The organism is Variovorax sp. F042, from assembly GCF_057814215.1.
Genome location: NZ_JBVASX010000011.1, coordinates 128,781 through 146,434 on the forward strand (window position 1 = coordinate 128,781; position 17,654 = coordinate 146,434).

Below are 17,654 nucleotides of genomic sequence, written 5' to 3' on the forward strand. Positions count from 1 at the left end.
GGGTTGCGGATGGAATCAAGTGGATGGAAGTGCCCGCAGTCATGCCTCGAGCACCACGTCTTCGAGAGGGACGGCTTGGCAGGCGAGGCACACGGACGGGTCTTCCGGCTCACTGCCGTGCAGATGACGGACCTTGCCGGCCAGCAGGCGCACGGCGCAGCTCTCGCATTGGCCTACGCGGCAGCCGCTGGCCATTTGCAGGCCGAGCGATTCGCCAAAAGTCAGCAGCGTGCCCTGTCTGGGCGTCCACGTCGCTGGGGCGTGGCCCGAGCGCGCGAAGTTGACGGTGAAGTGCTGGTCGCCGTCGGTGGGCGGCGCAGTGGGCGAGCGGAACACTTCGCTGAAGATGTCGAAGCGCGGGACGCCCCGCGCCATCAGCCCGTCGGTCACGGCGTCCATCATGGCGGGTGGTCCGCACATGTAGAAACGGGCGCGCTGCGCGATCAGCGCATCGTCCACCACGCTTGCGTCGATGTAGCGGTTCGACTGGTAGTCGATGCCCGGGCGCTCCTGCGGCCGTGGTGCGTTGTAGTGGTCAACGACCCGCAACTGCGGCAGACGCGCGCGGTGCTGCGCGATACGCTCGCGAAAGGCGTGTGTCGTACTGTTCTGGTTCGCGTAGTAGAGCCAGATGGCCGGCCCTTGCGTGCCGTCGGGAAGCGATTCGAGAAGGCTGATGAAGGGCGTGATGCCGATGCCGCCCGCGAAGAAGACCAGCGGTTGCGGCGAGTGGCGCGGCAGCACGAAGCCGCCTGACGGCGCACGTAGCGTGAGGGTGTCGCCGACCTTCAGCGCGCAGTGCAGATGGCTCGACACGCGCCCCTCGTGCGGCGTGCCGTCGGCCGAGCGGCCGCGCTGGTGGCGCACGGCCACGCTGTAGCTGCGCCGGCCCGGCACCTCGGCCGCGCCCGTGAGCGAGTAGGCGCGCGTGACTTGCGTGCCATCGTCGAGATGCAACTGCATCTCGACGTGCTGCCCGGGGCGGTAGTCGGGCAGCTTGCCGTCGTCGACCGGCTCGAAGTGGATACCCAGCACGCCATCGGCCTCGAGCCGCAGCTCGCTGACGCGGAAGGGACGGTAGCCGGACCACTTGCGCTGCCGCCTCTCGGTAGCCGGGTCGCGTTCGATGTCGCAGAGAAAGGAGCGGTGCGGCACCGAGCCGCTCACCGGGTCGCAGCTGTCGGCGGATATCAGCGCGTTGAAGTTGCTGCCCAGTGCTCCTTCGATCGGCAGGCCGTCGCGGTCGAGCTCGGGGCAGCCCTGCCACCAGCCGAACTCGGCAACGATGACGTCGTCCGCCAGTTGAGGCGTGACGCGTGCGACGAAGCGGGCTTCGCCCACGCGCGTGCGGATGCGCATCCAGTCACCGTCCGCGATGCCCTTGGCGGCCGCCAGTACGGGGCTCAGCTCGGCCACCGGATCGGGCGCGCGCTTGCGCAGCGAAGGCAGGCTGCGGTGTTGGCTATGGCAATAGAAGCCGTTCTTGGCCGAACTCAGCACATAGGGGAAGCGGCCCTGGCGCGTGGCCTCCGCATCGCGCGGCGTGTCGGCCGGTTCGACGAAGGTGGCGACCGGCGGCTGGCCGTGGCGCAGCAGGGTTTCGGAATAGAGCTCGACGCGGCGCGTCGGGGTGTCGAAGCCGCGCACGCCGGCGGGCGTGGCGCGGGCGTATTTCTGCTCGCTTGCGTCGATGGCGCAGGCAATGCCTTCGGGCCGGGCGCGCAACTGGTCAACCGTGAGGCCGAGCGGCTCGAGAATGTGGTTCCAGCCGGCGTCGAGGCTGCCGCCGAAGAAGCCGTCACCCATGCCAAGGCGGGTGGCCAGTTCGAAGATCACATCGTTGTCTGAGCGCGATTCGCCGCGCGGCACAACCATGCGCTGGCGCAACTGCACCCAACCGGCCGCGCGGTCGTCGATCTCGAAGCCGATGCGCAGGCCTTCGCGCTCCCATGGCGTGTTGACCGGCAGCAAGATGTCGGCGTAACGGGCGGCGGGTGTTTCGAACAAGTCGCAGTGCACGTGGAATTCGAGCTGCGACAGCGCCCGGTGCGCGAGCGCGGTGTCGGCCTGCGACACGGGCAGGTTGGTGCCGAAGGCCATCATCGCGCGCACCTTGTAAGGCTCGCCTTCGAGAATCGCGCGGTAGGTGTCGCGCGCCGTCACCCAACCGTGCGCGGGGGGGCCGATCGGTCGCTCCGCAAGACCGAGCGCCTTGGCGCGCTGCGCGTCGGGCAGCAGCGAGAGCGAGTTGACGGCATTGACGCTCGGACCGACGCGAACGCGGTTCGCGCCGATGCGGTCGAAGCTGCCGCACAGCGCATACAGCGTGGCGACCGCGCGTTCGGCCTGTGTGGCGTTGGTGTGCTGGCCGATGCCAGTCCAGGCGTGGTAGGCCACGCGGCGGCAAGTGCCGAAGAGGTCAGCGACCGCGCGCAACGAGGCTTCAGCAACGCCGGTGATGCGTTCGACATCCGGCGGCGTATAGGCGGCGCAGCCCTGGGCCAGCAGCTCGAAAGCCGGAGCGCACGACAGGCGATGTGCGCCCACATCGATCTCAACCGCGCCGCGCAGGCGGAAGTGGGCTGCGTCCTGGGCTTGCGCCGCCTGCGCCGTGTCATAAGGCACCGCGCGAGCGAGTGCCTCGTTCCACGCCACGAAGCGGTTGCCCTCGGCATCGGGCCACAGGTCCTGCTCACGCAAGAAGTGTCCGTTGTCGCCGCGCACCAGCAACGGGGCATTGGTCCAAGCGCGTACGAAGTCTTCGTCGAAGCGCGCGTCCGCGATCAGCAGGTGGATCAGCCCCAGCGCCAGTGCCGCATCTGTGCCGGGTCGCACGGGCAGCCAGGTGTCGGCCTGCCGCGCGAGCGCGGTGGGGCGCGGATCGATCACCACCATCTTCGCCCCCTTCGCACGACCCCGGCCGATGGCATTGGCCTGTGCCAGCCAGGTGTTCGCGGGGTTGTGACCCCACAGCACGATCAGTTCGGCCTGCGCGTAGTCGGCCGCGGGCATGCCGCAGCCGAAGGTGAAGGCGTGCGCGAAGTCCTTGTGCCAGTTGCACACCTCGGTCGCGTAGCAGATGTTGGGGCTGCCGAAGAGGCGCACGAAGCGCTCGATCCAGTCGATGCTGTCCGTCAGTGGCGTGCCGCTGGGCGTGGTCACGGCGAACACCACCGACTCGGCGCCGCTCTCGGCCTTGATGGCGCCCAGCCGCTGCGCGGTCTCGGCCAGCGCCTCGTCCCAGCCGATGCGCACCCAGCCCGGATCCGCTTCGGTCTTGGGCCTGGTGCGGCGCATCGGGTAGCGCAGGCGGTGCGGGCTGTGCACAAGCTCGGGCGCGGCCTTGCCCTTCATGCACATCGCCTGGCCGGTGGGGTGCGAGGCGTCGGGCCGTACCGACACCAGCATGTCGTCGCGCACCTCGTTGAGCGTTCCGCAGCGCGAACGGCAGAGCGTGCAGTAGCCCTGCTTGGTTTGCGTTGCCGCCGTCGTCGTCACTTGCATCCGGAACCTGCGTGACTCAAGGCATTCAAGGAATCACCGGCGCAACATAGCTCAGCGTGCGGCCGAAGACCCACAGCATGAAGAGCACCAGCGGCGCATGCACCAGCAGTTGCAGGAAGGTAAAGCCCACGATGTCGCGTGCCTTGAGCGAGAGCACGCCCAGCAGCGGCAGCATCCAGAACGGGTTGATCAGGTTGGGCAGCGCCTCGGCCGCGTTGTAGACCTGCACGGCCCAGCCCAGGTGTACCTTCAGGTCGTTGGCCGCCTGCATGACGTAGGGCGCCTCGATGATCCACTTGCCGCCCCCCGAGGGAATGAAGAAGCCCAGCACGGCGGAATACGCCCCCATCACCACGGCGAAGCTGTCGACGTTGGAGATGCTCACGAACAGCTGCGCGATGCGGTCCGACAGCGTGATGCCTCCGTCGCCCTTGGCGGCGGTCAGCATGGCCGCGATGGCACCGTACAGCGGGAACTGGATGATCACGCCCGCCGTCGACGGCACCGAACGCGACACCGCGTCGAGAAAGCTGCGCGGGCGCCAGTGCAGCAGCAGCCCGATCATGAGGAACAGCAGGTTGTAGGTGTTGAGGCCCGAGATCGCGATCAACGGGCTCTTGGCCATGAACTCCTGCGCCAACCAGCCGAAGCCCAGCGCGCACAGGAGCAACGTGAGCAGCGGGCTGCGTTCGAACCACTCGCCGGGGCGGCGTGCGGCGGAATCGGGAGAGGCCGGCTTGGCTTCCGTGAGGTCCACGCCCAGATCCTGCGCCGTGACCGCGTGCTTCGCGTCGGGCGCCGACCACAGCGCGATGGCCACCGACACGACGATCAACACCAGCGCCATGACGACCGACTGCCACAGGAAGATGGTCTGGCTGAACGGGATCACGCCGGTGATGTCAAGAATGCTCTTGGGCAGACTGCTGGCGTTGGCCTGCAACTGCGCCGCCGACGAGCTGAGCCCCAACGCCCAGGTCGCGCCCATGCCGAGGTAGGCGGCCGCGCCGCCGGCACGGTAGTCCATGCGCAGGTCGAGACGGCCGGCCAGCGCGCGTACGTAGAGCGCGCTGAAGATCAGCGAAATGCCCCAGTTGAAGAGCGACAGGATCATGCTGATCGCTGCCACGTATGCGATGGCCTGCCGCCCTGACACGGGCAGTGCGGCCAGCTTGCGGATGAGCCGCGCGGCCGGCGGCGAGGTCGCCACCACGTAGCCGCCGATGGCCACCAGCGCCATCTGCATCGTGAAAACAATCAGGCTCCAGAAGCCGTCGCCGAAGGACTTGGCCACCGCCTGCGGGCTCGATCCGTTGAGCAGCGCGGCGCCCGCGACCACCACCACGGCGATGGCCGCGAACACGAAGGCGTCGGGAAACCAGCGCTCGGCCCAAGCCGTGAAGCGCAGGCCCAGGCGGCTCAGCAGCCCGGCATCGGCCTGGGCGTCCTGGGGTACAGGAGGGTGGATGCCGGGGCCGGCGGAAGTCTGTGATGTCGATGGCATGGGTTTCTCCTGCTACTGCTGCTGGAACTGTGGGCGTCCTCGTCACACGCCTGACATGGCGTGCTGCGCGGATGTTAGGAACTACCATCGACAATTCATAATCTCTATTTTCAATAGAGCGATATAGGGCACATCTATGTCGATAACGATCAAGCAGCTGCAACACTTCGTGGCTGCCGCGCACACGGGGCAGGTGTCCCGCGCGGCCCAGCGCTGCTATGTGAGTCAGCCGTCGCTGACCACTTCGCTCAAGAACCTGGAGTCCACGCTGAAGGTGCAGCTCTTTACGCGGCACTCCGACGGGCTGCGGCTCACGGTGCAGGGCGAGGGCTTTCTCCGGCACGCGGAGCACATGCTGCACACGCTCGAGGCAGCGGTGGAGGAAACCCGCAACTCGGTGTCCTCGGTCGAGGGGCGGGTGCAGATCGCCATCACCGACACCGTGTCCGAATACATGCTGCCGAAGATCATCGGCGCGATGCGCAGGCAACTGCCGCTGGTCGAGTTCGAGCCCGTGGAGCGCAACCGGCTCGAGATCGAGGATGGCCTGCGCAGCGGCGAGTTCGACCTGGCCGTGGTACTGGTGTCGAACCTCTCTCGCGCGCCGGACATCCGGCGCGAGAACCTGCTGAAGTCGCAGCGCCGCCTGTGGACGTCGTTCGACCATCCGCTGGTGGCGCAGAAGTCGGTGCCGCTGCGTGAGATCGCGCAGCTGCCCTTCGTGCTGCTGGACATGGACGAGCACGTGGACACCGTTGGCCGCTACTGGGGCGCGATGAAGCTCAAGCCCAAGGTCGTGTTCCGCACCAAATCGATCGAGGCCGTGCGCAGCCTCGTTGCACAGAACGTGGGTGTGACCATCTTGTCGGATCTGGTGTTTCGCCCCTGGTCTCACGACGGCGGGCGAATTCGCAGGACGGTGGTGTCGAGCGCGGTGCCCTCGATGGACCTGGGGCTGGCCTACCGGCGCGGAGCCGTTCTTTCCGAGGCCACTGCAGCCTCCGCGAGTACCTTGCGGTTGCTGGCCAAGACGCTGACGAGAGAGTCACAACCGCGTATGGACGACGAGCCGCAGTAGTTCACTCCAATCAACAAATGGCGGGCCCGGGAATACCCTCTGACCTTCCCAAAGTCTTCTTGCCTACATTTCTTGTATGCAAGACAAGGCGTTGCTTGCATGCAAAACCTAGACAAGACAGACAGGAGACTCCATGCCTCGCTTCGCCAAATCGCTTTTCGGTCAGGTGGTCATCGCGCTGGTGCTCGGCGTGCTCGCGGGGCTCTTCGCGCCCGAGTACGCCGTCAAGCTCAAGCCGCTGGGTGACGGGTTCATCAAGCTGATCAAGATGATCATCCCGGTGCTGGTGTTCTGCGTGGTGGTGCATGGCATTGCCGGCGCGGGAGACCTGAAGCGCGTGGGCCGGGTGGGCGTGAAGTCGCTCATCTACTTCGAGGTGCTGACCACCATCGCGCTGGCGATGGGCCTGGTGCTGGCCTTCGTGTTCCAGCCCGGCGCGGGCATGAACGTCGACCCGTCGAAGCTCGACCCGGCCGCGATGAGTGCCTATGCCTCAAACGCCGACAAGCTCACGAGCGGCGGCACGGTCGAGTTTTTGATGAAGCTCATTCCGACCACGGTGGTCAACGCCTTCGCCACTGGCGACGTGCTGCAGGTGCTGCTGTTCGCGGTGCTCTTCGGCTGCGCGCTCACGCTGCTGGGCGAGCGTGGCAAGCCGGTGGCCGTGGTGGTCGATGCACTCTCGCTGGTGCTGTTCAAGATCATGGGAATCATCATCAAGCTGGCGCCGCTGGGCGTGCTGGGTGCCATTGCATTCACGGTCGGGCAGTACGGCATCGGCTCGCTCAAGCAGCTGGGCATGCTGGTTGCGCTCTTCTACGGCGCGGTGCTGATCTTCGTGTTCGTGGTACTCGGGCTGGTGATGCGCATGTCGGGCTTCAGCCTGATCAAGCTGCTGCGCTACCTGCGCGAAGAGCTCACCATCGTCTTCGCCACCACCTCGTCGGACAGCGTGCTGCCGCAGATCATGGCCAAGCTGCGCCGCATGGGTATCCGCGATTCGACGGTCGGCCTGGTGATTCCCACGGGCTACTCGTTCAACCTCGACGCGTTCTCCATCTACATCACGCTGGCGGCCGTGTTCATCGCACAGGCCACCAACACGCCGATCTCGATGACCGACCTGATGACGATCCTGGCAATCGCGCTGGTCACGTCCAAGGGCGCGCACGGCGTGCCGGGCTCGGCCATCGTGGTGCTGGCCGCCACGCTGCACGCCATTCCGGCGATTCCCGCCATCGGGCTGGTGCTGGTGCTGTCGGTCGACTGGTTCATGGGCATCGCCCGCGCACTGGGCAACCTGATCGGCAACTGCGTGGCGACCGTTGCCATCGCCGCCTGGGAAGGCGACATCGATCGCGAGCGCGCACACGCAGTGCTCGACGGCCGCTACTCGCCCGACGACGAGCCGCTGGCCGAGGCCGAGCCCGTGGTAAACACCGCCACCGCCTCGAGCGCTCACTGAAGAAAAAAAAAAAAGAGACATGCCCGCCGACGTCAGCCCCACCGTCATTGCCGAACGCGTCGTCGAAGCCATCCTCGCGCAGAAGCTCGCACCGGGCGAGCGGCTCGGCGAGCAGGCGCTGGCCGAGAACTTCTCGGTGAGCCGCACGATGGTGCGCGAGGCGCTGATGCAGCTGCAGGCGCGCGGCTTCGTCGAGGTGCAATCGCGCCGCGGCTGGTACGTGGTGGAGCCTTCGGCCGAAGAGGCGCGCGATGCTTTCTCCGCACGGCGCATCGTCGAGGCCGGCATCCTCGAAGCGAGCGAGGGGCGGCCGCTGTCGAAGGTGATCCGCAAGCTGCGCGACCACATCGCCGACGAGCAGCGCGCCATCGAAGGCGCCGATGCCGCCACGCGCGCCTTCCTGCTGGCCGACTTCCACGTGTGCCTGGCCGAGCAGATGGGACACCAGCTGCTGGTCGACGTGCTGCGCGACCTCACGGCGCGCACCACGCTGGCGGCCACGCTCTACCAGTCGAAGCACGAGGCGGGGCAGTCTTGCTCGGAGCACGGCGCCATCGTCGCGGCGCTCGAAGCCGGCGACACGGCCAGGGCGCGCCGGCTGATGCTCGATCACATCGGCAATGTCGAGCGCTCGCTCGAGGTCGATGCCGCCGCCGAGCCGGACGCGCCGAGCCGGCTGCGCGCCACGCTGGCGCCTGTGGCGTTGCCGCGCGCCAAGCGCTGAAGCCGTGCATTAATACCGGTGGTAGCTATCTTTTCGATAGCAGGCATAGCCTGCCGGGCCATCGCTTCCGGCGGATTTCCTCCCCAGTCCTGTTGCGCCGCACAAGGGCGCGCCCGCTGACACGGCCGTGGGTTCCGGCTCGGCTACAGTCCGAGACAACTATGAACTCACCCCAACTCCAGCGCGGCGTGTTCCTCGCCCTTCTCGCCGCCGTGACCGCCGCCTTCCTCTGGGTGCTGATGCCGTTCTTCGGCGCAGTGCTGTGGGGGGTGGCGCTGGCGATCCTGTTCACGCCGCTCTACAAGTGGCTGCTGAAGAAGATGCGCGGCAAGCCCAATGCCGCTGCGCTGTCGACGCTGGCCATCTGCCTGTTCATCGTGATCCTGCCGCTGGCAATGGTGGGCGTGTCGCTGGTGCAAGAGATCGCGCTGGTCACGCAGAACATCCGCTCGGGCCAGATCAACTTCGCGGCCTACTTCCAGCAGATCCTCGATGCCTCGCCGCAATGGCTGCTGAACCTGGTGGAGCGCTTCAACCTCGGCGACATGGCAGCCTGGCAGGCGCGCGTGTCGGCCATCGCGGGGCAGGCCAGCCAGATCATCGCGAGCCAGGCGCTCACCATCGGGCAGAACACCTTCGACTTTGTCGTGAGCTTCTTCGTGATGCTGTACCTGCTGTACTTCCTGGTGCGCGATGGCGCGACGCTGTCGAAGACGATGCGCGATGCCGTGCCGCTGGCCAAGCCGCACACGCACTACCTGCTCAACAAGTTCACCACCGTGATCCGCGCCACCGTGAAGGGCAACGTGGCGGTAGCCATTGCGCAGGGCACCATCGGCGGGCTGGCCTTCTGGTTCCTCGGCGTGCAGGGCGCGCTGCTGTGGGCGGTGCTGATGGCATTCCTCTCGCTGCTGCCCGCCGTGGGTGCCGCGCTGATCTGGGGGCCGGTGGCCATCTACTTCCTGGCCACGGGGCATTTCTGGCAGGGCGGCGTGCTGATCTTCGTTGGCGTGTTCGTGATCGGCCTGGTCGACAACATCCTGCGCCCCGTGCTGGTGGGCAAGGACACGCAGATGCCCGACTACATCGTGCTGATGTCGACCATCGGCGGCATGGCGATCTTCGGCATCAACGGCTTCGTGATCGGGCCGGTGATCGCGGCGCTGTTCATGGCTGCGTGGAGCCTGTTCGCGGATTCGGGGCACGTGGGCAACGGCCACGAGGCGGCTGAGGGCGCGGAAAGCGCCGGAGACAAGAAAAAGGGCTGAGGCAGGCACGGGCGCCGGCCCGTTCTGTCCCCGCCCGCGCGCATTTCACGCGCGCAAACCTGCGTTTCGTCACATGGCGCTGGGCACCGCGCCCAGCCTGCGAGATCGTCGGGCCTCCAACTTCCAACGAGGCCTGCCATGCAACTTCCCGCCCTCCTGTCCCGCCCGGTCGTGCGCGCCCTGTGCACCGCCGTGGCCCTCGCGCCTTTCGGCGCCCTTGCCGCCGACCTGAGCCTGAGCGTCGCCGACGGCCCCACCGCCGAAGCCACGCTCTACGTCGCGCTGTACAACGACGCCGCCGGCTACGCCGACAGCAAGGCCGTGGCCTCGCAGACCGCGCCGATGCGCGAAGGCAAGGCCCGGCTCGTGTTCGCGGGGCTGGCGCCAGGGCGCTACGCGTTGCGGGTGTTTGCCGACGAGAACGGCAACGGCAAGCTCGACACCAACCTCATGGGCATGCCGACCGAGCGCTACGGCTTCTCGAACGACGCCAAGGGCAACCGCGCCCCGCCGTCCTTCGAAGCCGCGGCGATCAGCGTCGACGCCGACCTGCAGACCGTCATTCACCTGCACTGAGGAGGAACCCGCCATGGAACGACGCGAACTCCTGCGCCTGCTGGTTTCGGCCGGCGCCCTGCCCTTGCTGGCACCGCTGGCGCGCGCCGCCGGCACCGACGACTGGCAAGCCCAGTTCGAAGCCGCCAGCGCGCCCTGGAAGACCGGCTTCACCACGCCCTCGGGCGACCTGCCCCTGACCCGCGCCACGGTGCGCGGGCGCTTTCCCGATGCCGTTGCCGGCACGCTGTTTCGCATCGGCCCGGCCGGCCACGACCTGGGTGGCGAGCGCTACCACCACTGGTTCGACGGTGACGGCATGGTGCACAGCTTCGTGATCGACGGCGCCGACGTGCGCCACCAGGGCCGCTACGTCGCCACGCCCAAGCGCGTGGCCGAGGCGAAGGCCGGCCGCCGCTTGTTCGAGGCCTTCGGCACCATGCCGCCGAGCGTGGAATCGCCAACCTCGGCCGACAGCATCAACGTCGCCAACACCAGCGTGCTGCCGATGCGCGGCGAGGTGCTGGCGCTGTGGGAAGGCGGCTCGGCCACGCGCATCGATGCGCGCACGCTGGACACGCTGGGCGTGAAGACCTGGCGCGCCGACCTCGCGGGCATGCCGTTCTCGGCCCACCCGAAGGTCGACCCGAACGGCACGATCTGGAACTTCGGCGTGAGCTCCGGCCAGGGCCTGCTGGCGCTGTACGAGATCGCGCCCGAAGGCACGCTGCGGCGCGCCGCCGTAGTGCTGGTGGCCGACATGCCGATGGTCCACGACTTCGCCGTGACCGAGCGGCACCTGGTGTTCCTGATGCCGCCACTGGTCTACGACGGCAAGCGCAAGGAGGCTGGCGCGAGCTTTCTCGAAGCACACGTCTGGCGGCCCGAGCTCGGCATGCGCGCGCTGGTGGTCGACAAGCAGAACTGGGAAAAGCGCCAGATGCTCACGCTGCCGGCCGGCTTCCTCTTTCACGTCGGCAATGCCTGGGAAGAAGACACGCCGCGCGGCACGCAGATCCACATCGACTACGTGCGTTCGGACAACGCCGACTCGGTGTTCACGACCAACCGCGAAGTGATGCGCGCGCGCATTGTGAGAAGCACCCATCCACACCTAACCGTCGCCACGCTGAATCTCGGCACTGGGGAGGCCACGCAGAAGGCCCTGCCGCTGGAGGCCGAGTTTCCGCGCATCGACCCGCGCCGCGTGGGCATGCGCCACCGCAACGTGGTTCATGCCACGCAGATCCGCCCTGATATTCCGGGCTTCGGCTCCATCGCGCGCACCGACGTCGAAACCGGCCGCAGCCAGCGCTTCAACTATGGCGCGCAGGCCATGGTGGAAGAGCATGTCTTCGTGCCAGACGGCTCGAAGCCGGGCTGGGTACTGGGCACGGTGCTCGACTTCGGCCGGCAGAAGACGGTGCTGTCGTGCTTCGCGGCCGACAACCTGGCGGCGGGGCCGGTGGCGCAGGCCACGCTGCCTTACGCGTTGCCGCTGGGCCTGCACGGCGCCTTCGTGTCCGCCTGAAGAAGCTCAGGCCGCCCACCAGCCTTCGTCGAAGCGCCCCTGCAGGAAGGCCACGAAGCCCGACACTTTGCCCGGCACCAGCTTGGGCGAGGGAAAGACGGCGTGGATCTCCTGCTCGGGCAGCGCGTGGTCGCCGAGCACTTCGCGCACCTTGCCCGTGGCCAGCGAGTCGCTGGCCACGTAGCGCGGCATCAGCGCAATGCCCAGCCCGTCGCGCGCCGCGGCCAGCACGGCGGAAAGATTGTTGGAGCGGAAGCGGCCGGACACAGGCACTGTCACCGGCTCGCCCTTGGGCGTGTGCATGCGCCAGAACTCGTCGCCCACCACGCTGCTGTAGATGAGCGCCACATGCGCGCTCAGGTCCTGCGCCCGCTTCGGCGTGCCGTGTTTCTTCAGGTAGGCCGGTGACGCGACCATCGCCCAAGGGTTGACGCCCAGGTAGCGCGCACCCAGCGAAGAATCAGCCAGCTTGCCCATGCGGATCGCCACGTCGATGCCCTGCGCGATCAGATCCACGTAGCGGTCCTCGAAGCTCAGGTCGAGCTGCACCTGCGGATGCCGACGCATGTATTCGAGCGCCAGCGGCACCACCACGCGCCGCCCGAATGCCACCGACGTGCCCACGCGCAGCAGCCCCTGAGCCTGGTTCTGCCGCAGCTGCACGATGCTGTCGGCCTCCTCGGCCTCGCGCACGATGGTCTTGCACTTCTCGTAGTACAGCGCGCCCGGCTCGGTGAGGCTCACGCCGCGCGTGTTGCGGTTGAGCAGCCGCACCTTCAGCCGCTCTTCGGTGGCCGCTATCTGCTTGGTCACGGTGGGCTGCGTGGTGTTGAACTCGCGCGCCGCCTTCGAGAAGCTGCCGGTCTCGACCACGCGCACGAACATTTCCATTGCCAACAATCTGTCCATGGGCCGGATGGTAGTCACTTATTCCGCCATGGAATAGGTTTTATGGTCCCCAGCCGTCTTCTTCGAATGCCCCCCGCTTCCTACAGTGGGACCACCTCAAGGAGACTCAAATGGCAAAGATGACAGCGGTGCAAGCCGCGGTTCTGGTGATGGAAAAAGAAGGCGTGACGCAGGCCTTCGGCGTTCCAGGCGCGGCAATCAACCCGATGTATTCGGCGCTGCGCCAGCGCGGCAGCATCTCGCACATCCTCGCGCGCCACGTCGAGGGCGCCTCGCACATGGCCGAGGGCTACACCCGTGCCATCGCCGGCAACATCGGCGTGTGCATCGGCACCTCGGGGCCGGCGGGCACCGACATGATCACGGGCCTGTACTCGGCCTGGGCCGATTCGATCCCCATTCTCTGCATCACCGGCCAGGCGCCGCGCGCGCGGCTCTACAAGGAAGACTTCCAGGCGGTCGACATCGAGTCGATCTCCAAGCCCGTCACCAAGTGGTCGGTCACGGTGCGCGAGCCGGGCCAGGTGCCGCAGGTGTTCCAGCAGGCCTTTCACCTGATGCGCTCGGGCCGCCCGGGCCCGGTGCTGATCGACCTGCCCTTCGACGTGCAGATGGCCCAGATCGAATTCGACATCGACAGCTACGAACCGCTCAAGCCCTACAAGCCGGCCGCCACGCGCGCCCAGATCGAAAAAGCCATCGGCATGCTGAATGCGGCCGAGCGCCCGCTGATCGTGGCCGGCGGCGGCGTCATCAACGCAGATGCGGCCGACCTGCTGGTGCGCTTTGCCGAAGCCACCGGCGTGCCGGTGATTCCCACGCTGATGGGCTGGGGCGCGATCCCTGACGACCATCCGCTGATGGCCGGCATGTGCGGCCTGCAGACCAGCCACCGCTACGGCAACGCGACGATGCTGGCGAGCGACTTCGTGCTGGGCATCGGCAACCGCTGGGCCAACCGCCACACGGGCTCGGTCGATGTGTACACCAAGGGCCGCACCTTCGTGCACGTCGACATCGAGCCCACGCAGATCGGCCGCGTGTTCACGCCCGACTTCGGCATCGTCTCGGACGCCAAGGCCGCGCTCGAACTCTTCGTCGAAGTGGCTGAGGAAATGAAGGCTTCAGGCCGCCTGCCCGACCGCCGCGGCTGGGCCAAGCAATGCATCGAGCGCAAGAAGACCATGCTGCGCAAGACCAATTTCGACGACGTGCCGATGAAGCCGCAGCGCGTGTACCAGTGCATGAACAACAACTTCAGCAACGACACCTGCTACGTGAGCACCATCGGTCTCTCGCAGATCGCCGCCGCGCAGTTCCTGCACGTGTACAACCCGCGCCACTGGATCAACTGCGGCCAGGCCGGCCCGCTGGGCTGGACCATTCCCGCCGCGCTGGGCGTGCGCGCCGCCGACCCGACGCGCAAGATCGTCGCGCTCTCGGGCGACTACGACTTCCAGTTCATGATCGAAGAGCTGGCCGTGGGCGCGCAGTTCAAGCTGCCGTACATCCACATCGTGGTGAACAACTCCTACCTCGGCCTGATCCGCCAGGCGCAGCGCGGCTTCGAGATGGACTACTGCGTGCAGCTCGCCTTCGACAACATCAACGCGGGCCCCGATGCAGGCATCGAAAGCAGCTATGGCGTGGACCACCTGAAAGTGGTCGAGGGCCTGGGCTGCAAGGCCATTCGCGTGAACAAGCAGGAAGAGATCGCGCCGGCCATCCGCCGCGCCGAGGCGCTGATGTCGGAGTTCAGCGTGCCGGTGGTGATCGAAGTGATGCTCGAGCGCGTGACCAACATCGCGATGGGCACCGAGATCGACAACATCACCGAGTTCGAGCCGCTGGCCGAGACCATCGCCGATGCGCCGACCGCCGTCGCGGCCATGCTGGATTGAGACTGCAAGAAAGAAAAACGACATGCCAAAGTTCGCAGCCAATCTCACGATGCTCTTCACCGAGCTGCCTTTCATGCAGCGCTTCGAGGCCGCCGCCAAGGCGGGCTTCGAAGGGGTGGAGTACCTCTTCCCCTACCCCTTCGAGAAGAAGGAGCTTGCCGCCGCCCTGCGCGACAACGGCCTGCGGCAGGTGCTGCACAACCTGCCGGCTGGCGACTGGGACAAGGGCGAGCGCGGCATCGCCTGCCACCCCGACCGCACGGGCGAATTCGCCGAAGGCATCGGCGTGGCGATCGACTACGCGACGGCGCTCGGCTGCCCGCAGGTCAACTGCCTCGTGGGCAAGGTGCCTGCCGGCGTGAGCAGGGAGCTTGCGCACAAGACGGTGGTCGACAACCTTCGCCTTGCCGCGCGCGAGCTCGAGGCAGCGGGCCTGCGCCTGCTGATCGAGCCCATCAACACCTTCGACATTCCGGGCTTCTTTCTCACGCGCACCGAGCAGGCACTGGTGCTGATCGAAGAAGTCGGCTCGGCCAACCTGCGCGTGCAGTACGACATCTACCACGCGCAGCGCATGGAAGGCGAGCTGGGCAACACGCTCACGAAGCACCTCGCGCAGATCGGCCACATCCAGCTGGCCGACAACCCGGGCCGCGGCGAGCCGGGCACGGGCGAAATCAACTACCCATGGCTGTTCAAGCACATCGATTCGCTCGGCTACGACGGCTGGATCGGCTGCGAATACAAGCCCCGCGCGACCACCGTGGAAGGCCTCGGCTGGCGCCAGGCGCTCACGCAGAAGCAATGAACATCGCGAACCTCGAGAACATCGGATAAGGAAACCAGAGACATGACGACCCAACAAAAAATCGGATTCATCGGCCTCGGCATCATGGGTGCGCCCATGGCGGGCCACCTGCTCGACGCGGGTCACCAGCTGTTCGTGAACACGCAGGGCAACACGCCCGAGCCTTTCATCTCGAAGGCCACGATCTGCGCCTCGGCCGCCGAGGTGGCGCGCCAGGCCGACATCATCTTCATCATGGTGCCGGACACGCCCGACGTCGAGAAGGTGCTGTTCGGCGAGCCGGGCACGCAAGGCGTGGCCGAGGGCCTGAAGGATTCGCGCGGCAAGATCGTGGTGGACTGCAGCTCCATCGACCCGATTGCCACCAAGGGCTTCGCCAAGCGCATCATCGCGCTCGGCGCCGGCTACATCGACGCGCCTGTCTCCGGCGGCGAAGTGGGCGCCAAGGCCGCCAGCCTCACGATCATGTGCGGCGGCGACGAAGGCACCTTCGAGCGCGTGAAGCCGCTGCTCGACAAGATGGGCAAGAACGTGACGCTGGTGGGCGGTGCTGGCGACGGCCAGGTCTGCAAGGTGGCCAACCAGATCATCGTGGCGCTGAACATCGCGGCCGTGGGCGAGGCGCTGGTGTTCGCCTCCAAGGCCGGCGCCGATCCGGCCAAGGTGCGCCAGGCGCTGATGGGCGGCTTCGCCAGCTCGCGCATCCTCGAAGTGCATGGCGAGCGGATGATCAAGCGCACCTTCGCGCCGGGCTTCCGCATCGCACTGCACCAGAAGGACCTGAACCTCGCCATGCAGAGCGCGCGCTCGCTGGGCGTGTCGCTGCCGCAGACAGCGGGAGCCGCGCAGCTGATGAATGCGTGTGCGGCGCTGGGCTACGGCCAGCTCGACCACTCGGCGCTGGTGCGGGCTTTGGAAGCGCTCGCCCAGCACACCGTCACTCCTGACTGAGCCTCAGGGTTTCGCAGCAGCCTCCAGAGACTCTTTGAGGTTGCGCCGGCGCCATGCCCAGGTCTTGATGGCCTGCGGCAGGATGCCCAGGCACGACGCGTAGTACGTCACCTTGAAGCCCCAGAAGCGCGGGCCGATGGGAGTGTTGCGGAACAGGTCACCGGCCAGGATGGACAGCAGCGCCTCCTGCATCCGCCAGACATTGCGCGGGTTCATGAACAGACGGCGGATGGCCGGCGAGGTAATGCGGTAGATGAACCACGAGAACATCTGCGGCCCGCGCTTCATCACCTTCTCGTAGTGGCGGAAGGCCTTTTCGGCTTCCTTCGCCTCGCCCTTGAGCCAGTGGTCGGCCGCGGTGGCGGCCTCGAAGCCGCTGTTCATCGCCAGGTACACGCCCGAGGAGAACATCGGGTCGACGAAGGCGTAGGCGTCGCCCACCATCATGAAGCGGTCGCCGCGGCAGAACGCGGAGTCGTAGGCGTAGTTGCCGGTGGAGGTGGCGCCTTCCATCAGCGTGGCGTTCTTCAGGCGCTCGGCCAGCTTGGGCGCGAGCGCGATGGTTTCCATCAGGAATTCTTCGAGCGTGCCCTTGCGGTTCTTGAAGTACGCGGGCGAAGCCACCGCGCCGACGCTCACGGTGCCGTCCTTCAGCGGGATGTACCAGAACCAGCCGTGGTCGAACCAGAACAGCGTGATGTTGCCCTCGAAGCGGCCCGGCCGGCGCTCGGCGTTGGCGAAGTGGCCGAACAGCGCGGCGCTGGCGTGCTTGCGGTTGCGGCGCTTGGCGTCGAACTGGTTCGACAGCAGGGTGTCGCGTCCGCTCGCGTCGATCACGAAGCGTGGGCGCCAGGCAGTCTCGGTGCCGTCGTCGGCCTTGACCTTGACCAGCGGACGGTTGTCTGGCGTGCCCTTGCCGGCCTCCATGTCCACGCCTGTGACGCGCTGGCCCTCGAAGGTGCGCGCGCCGCGATTGCCGGCATGGCGGAACAGCAGTTCGTCGAACTCCGAGCGGCGCACGTGCACCGCGTACGGAAAGCTCTTGTCCATCGCCTCGGCAAAGTGAAAGTGGCTGGTGTGGTCATGCCAGGGCGAGACGAACTCGGCGCCGTGCTTGCGGATGCCGATGGCCTCGACCTCGGTGCGCACGCCCAGCCGGTCGAACAGCGGCATGTTCATCGGCAGCAGCGATTCGCCGATGTGAAAGCGCGGATGCTGCGCCTTCTCGATCAGCACCACGTCGTGCCCCTTGTCCGCGAGCAGCGCGGCCACCGTGGAGCCCGAAGGGCCGCCGCCGATGACCACGACATCGGGGTCGTTGCTGGTGAAAGGTCCGGATGTCATGCGCTGTTGCCCCTCATTGGTTTTGTCGTTGTTGGAGATTCCCCGGCCAATACCCTGTTAACCGTAGGTAACGATCTGCAGTTTAGCGAACCGGCCAGCCCTCCTTATCAAG

At 66.9% G+C, this 17,654-nt stretch carries 13 protein-coding genes; 9 read left to right on the forward strand and 4 right to left on the reverse strand.

All coding sequences use genetic code 11. From position 1 onward, the window contains the following. Positions 1 to 39: 39 nt before the first annotated feature. Both ACZYSP_RS26880 and ACZYSP_RS26885 read right to left on the reverse strand, forming a co-directional pair. On the reverse strand, positions 40 to 3,504 hold the full coding sequence (locus ACZYSP_RS26880; RefSeq protein WP_489017583.1) for a molybdopterin-dependent oxidoreductase: 3,465 nt from the start codon (positions 3,502 to 3,504) through the stop codon (positions 40 to 42). Positions 3,505 to 3,529: 25 nt separating this feature from the next. Continuing rightward, positions 3,530 to 5,008 (reverse strand): short-chain fatty acid transporter, encoded by a 1,479-nt coding sequence (locus ACZYSP_RS26885; protein ID WP_489017585.1) that lies wholly within the window; start codon positions 5,006 to 5,008, stop codon positions 3,530 to 3,532. 136 nt (positions 5,009 to 5,144) lie between these two features. On the opposite strand from ACZYSP_RS26885, the gene ACZYSP_RS26890 reads away from it, so the two are divergent. The 6 genes from ACZYSP_RS26890 (at position 5,145) to ACZYSP_RS26915 (ending at position 11,629) form a co-directional block, all read left to right on the forward strand. Then, positions 5,145 to 6,086, forward strand: coding sequence for a LysR family transcriptional regulator (locus tag ACZYSP_RS26890; RefSeq protein ID WP_489017587.1), 942 nt, complete (start codon positions 5,145 to 5,147; stop codon positions 6,084 to 6,086). A gap of 133 nt (positions 6,087 to 6,219) precedes the next feature. Further along, positions 6,220 to 7,551 carry a C4-dicarboxylate transporter DctA gene (locus ACZYSP_RS26895; RefSeq protein WP_489017589.1) on the forward strand — a complete coding sequence of 444 codons (1,332 nt, stop codon included), beginning with the start codon at positions 6,220 to 6,222 and terminating at the stop codon, positions 7,549 to 7,551. A gap of 19 nt (positions 7,552 to 7,570) precedes the next feature. After that, complete coding sequence (locus tag ACZYSP_RS26900; RefSeq protein WP_307616522.1) at positions 7,571 to 8,275, forward strand: GntR family transcriptional regulator; 705 nt, start codon at positions 7,571 to 7,573, stop codon at positions 8,273 to 8,275. A gap of 161 nt (positions 8,276 to 8,436) precedes the next feature. Next, a complete protein-coding gene (locus ACZYSP_RS26905) occupies positions 8,437 to 9,543 on the forward strand; it encodes an AI-2E family transporter (RefSeq protein WP_093080517.1) in 1,107 nt (368 codons plus the stop codon). 138 nt (positions 9,544 to 9,681) lie between these two features. Then, positions 9,682 to 10,119, forward strand: a complete 438-nt coding sequence (locus ACZYSP_RS26910) for a DUF2141 domain-containing protein (RefSeq protein ID WP_093058150.1) — start codon at positions 9,682 to 9,684, stop codon at positions 10,117 to 10,119. 13 nt (positions 10,120 to 10,132) lie between these two features. Continuing rightward, complete coding sequence (locus tag ACZYSP_RS26915) at positions 10,133 to 11,629, forward strand: carotenoid oxygenase family protein (protein ID WP_489017592.1); 1,497 nt, start codon at positions 10,133 to 10,135, stop codon at positions 11,627 to 11,629. Between the two features lie 6 nt (positions 11,630 to 11,635). On the opposite strand, the gene ACZYSP_RS26920 is transcribed toward ACZYSP_RS26915, so the two are convergent. After that, a complete protein-coding gene (locus tag ACZYSP_RS26920) occupies positions 11,636 to 12,538 on the reverse strand; it encodes a LysR family transcriptional regulator (protein WP_093058148.1) in 903 nt (300 codons plus the stop codon). Between the two features lie 110 nt (positions 12,539 to 12,648). Here ACZYSP_RS26920 and gcl point away from each other — a divergent pair, with 110 nt between their 5' ends. From gcl to ACZYSP_RS26935, 3 genes are read left to right on the forward strand one after another with little or no spacing between them, the layout of a single operon-like run. Further along, positions 12,649 to 14,439 (forward strand): glyoxylate carboligase, encoded by a 1,791-nt coding sequence (gcl, locus tag ACZYSP_RS26925; protein ID WP_435461264.1) that lies wholly within the window; start codon positions 12,649 to 12,651, stop codon positions 14,437 to 14,439. A gap of 22 nt (positions 14,440 to 14,461) precedes the next feature. After that, the gene (gene hyi / locus ACZYSP_RS26930) at positions 14,462 to 15,247 is read left to right on the forward strand and encodes a hydroxypyruvate isomerase (RefSeq protein ID WP_093178035.1); all 786 of its coding nucleotides are present in this window, start codon (positions 14,462 to 14,464) and stop codon (positions 15,245 to 15,247) included. A 42-nt stretch (positions 15,248 to 15,289) separates the two neighbouring features. Continuing rightward, a complete protein-coding gene (locus ACZYSP_RS26935; protein ID WP_093178036.1) occupies positions 15,290 to 16,198 on the forward strand; it encodes a 2-hydroxy-3-oxopropionate reductase in 909 nt (302 codons plus the stop codon). Between the two features lie 3 nt (positions 16,199 to 16,201). Here the strand turns inward: ACZYSP_RS26935 and ACZYSP_RS26940 are convergent, their stop codons facing one another. Next, a complete protein-coding gene (locus tag ACZYSP_RS26940; protein WP_093080531.1) occupies positions 16,202 to 17,542 on the reverse strand; it encodes an NAD(P)/FAD-dependent oxidoreductase in 1,341 nt (446 codons plus the stop codon). Between the last annotated feature and the right edge of the window lie 112 nt (positions 17,543 to 17,654).

Excerpts from the sequence above, each read along its gene's own strand:
- ACZYSP_RS26880 (WP_489017583.1), bottom strand. The coding sequence starts at position 3,504 with ATGCAAGTGACGACGACGGCGGCAACGCAAACCAAGCAGGGCTACTGC.
- ACZYSP_RS26885 (WP_489017585.1), bottom strand. The coding sequence starts at position 5,008 with ATGCCATCGACATCACAGACTTCCGCCGGCCCCGGCATCCACCCTCCT.
- ACZYSP_RS26890 (WP_489017587.1), top strand. The coding sequence starts at position 5,145 with ATGTCGATAACGATCAAGCAGCTGCAACACTTCGTGGCTGCCGCGCAC.
- ACZYSP_RS26895 (WP_489017589.1), top strand. The coding sequence starts at position 6,220 with ATGCCTCGCTTCGCCAAATCGCTTTTCGGTCAGGTGGTCATCGCGCTG.
- ACZYSP_RS26900 (WP_307616522.1), top strand. The coding sequence starts at position 7,571 with ATGCCCGCCGACGTCAGCCCCACCGTCATTGCCGAACGCGTCGTCGAA.
- ACZYSP_RS26905 (WP_093080517.1), top strand. The coding sequence starts at position 8,437 with ATGAACTCACCCCAACTCCAGCGCGGCGTGTTCCTCGCCCTTCTCGCC.
- ACZYSP_RS26910 (WP_093058150.1), top strand. The coding sequence starts at position 9,682 with ATGCAACTTCCCGCCCTCCTGTCCCGCCCGGTCGTGCGCGCCCTGTGC.
- ACZYSP_RS26915 (WP_489017592.1), top strand. The coding sequence starts at position 10,133 with ATGGAACGACGCGAACTCCTGCGCCTGCTGGTTTCGGCCGGCGCCCTG.
- ACZYSP_RS26920 (WP_093058148.1), bottom strand. The coding sequence starts at position 12,538 with ATGGACAGATTGTTGGCAATGGAAATGTTCGTGCGCGTGGTCGAGACC.
- gcl (WP_435461264.1), top strand. The coding sequence starts at position 12,649 with ATGGCAAAGATGACAGCGGTGCAAGCCGCGGTTCTGGTGATGGAAAAA.
- hyi (WP_093178035.1), top strand. The coding sequence starts at position 14,462 with ATGCCAAAGTTCGCAGCCAATCTCACGATGCTCTTCACCGAGCTGCCT.
- ACZYSP_RS26935 (WP_093178036.1), top strand. The coding sequence starts at position 15,290 with ATGACGACCCAACAAAAAATCGGATTCATCGGCCTCGGCATCATGGGT.
- ACZYSP_RS26940 (WP_093080531.1), bottom strand. The coding sequence starts at position 17,542 with ATGACATCCGGACCTTTCACCAGCAACGACCCCGATGTCGTGGTCATC.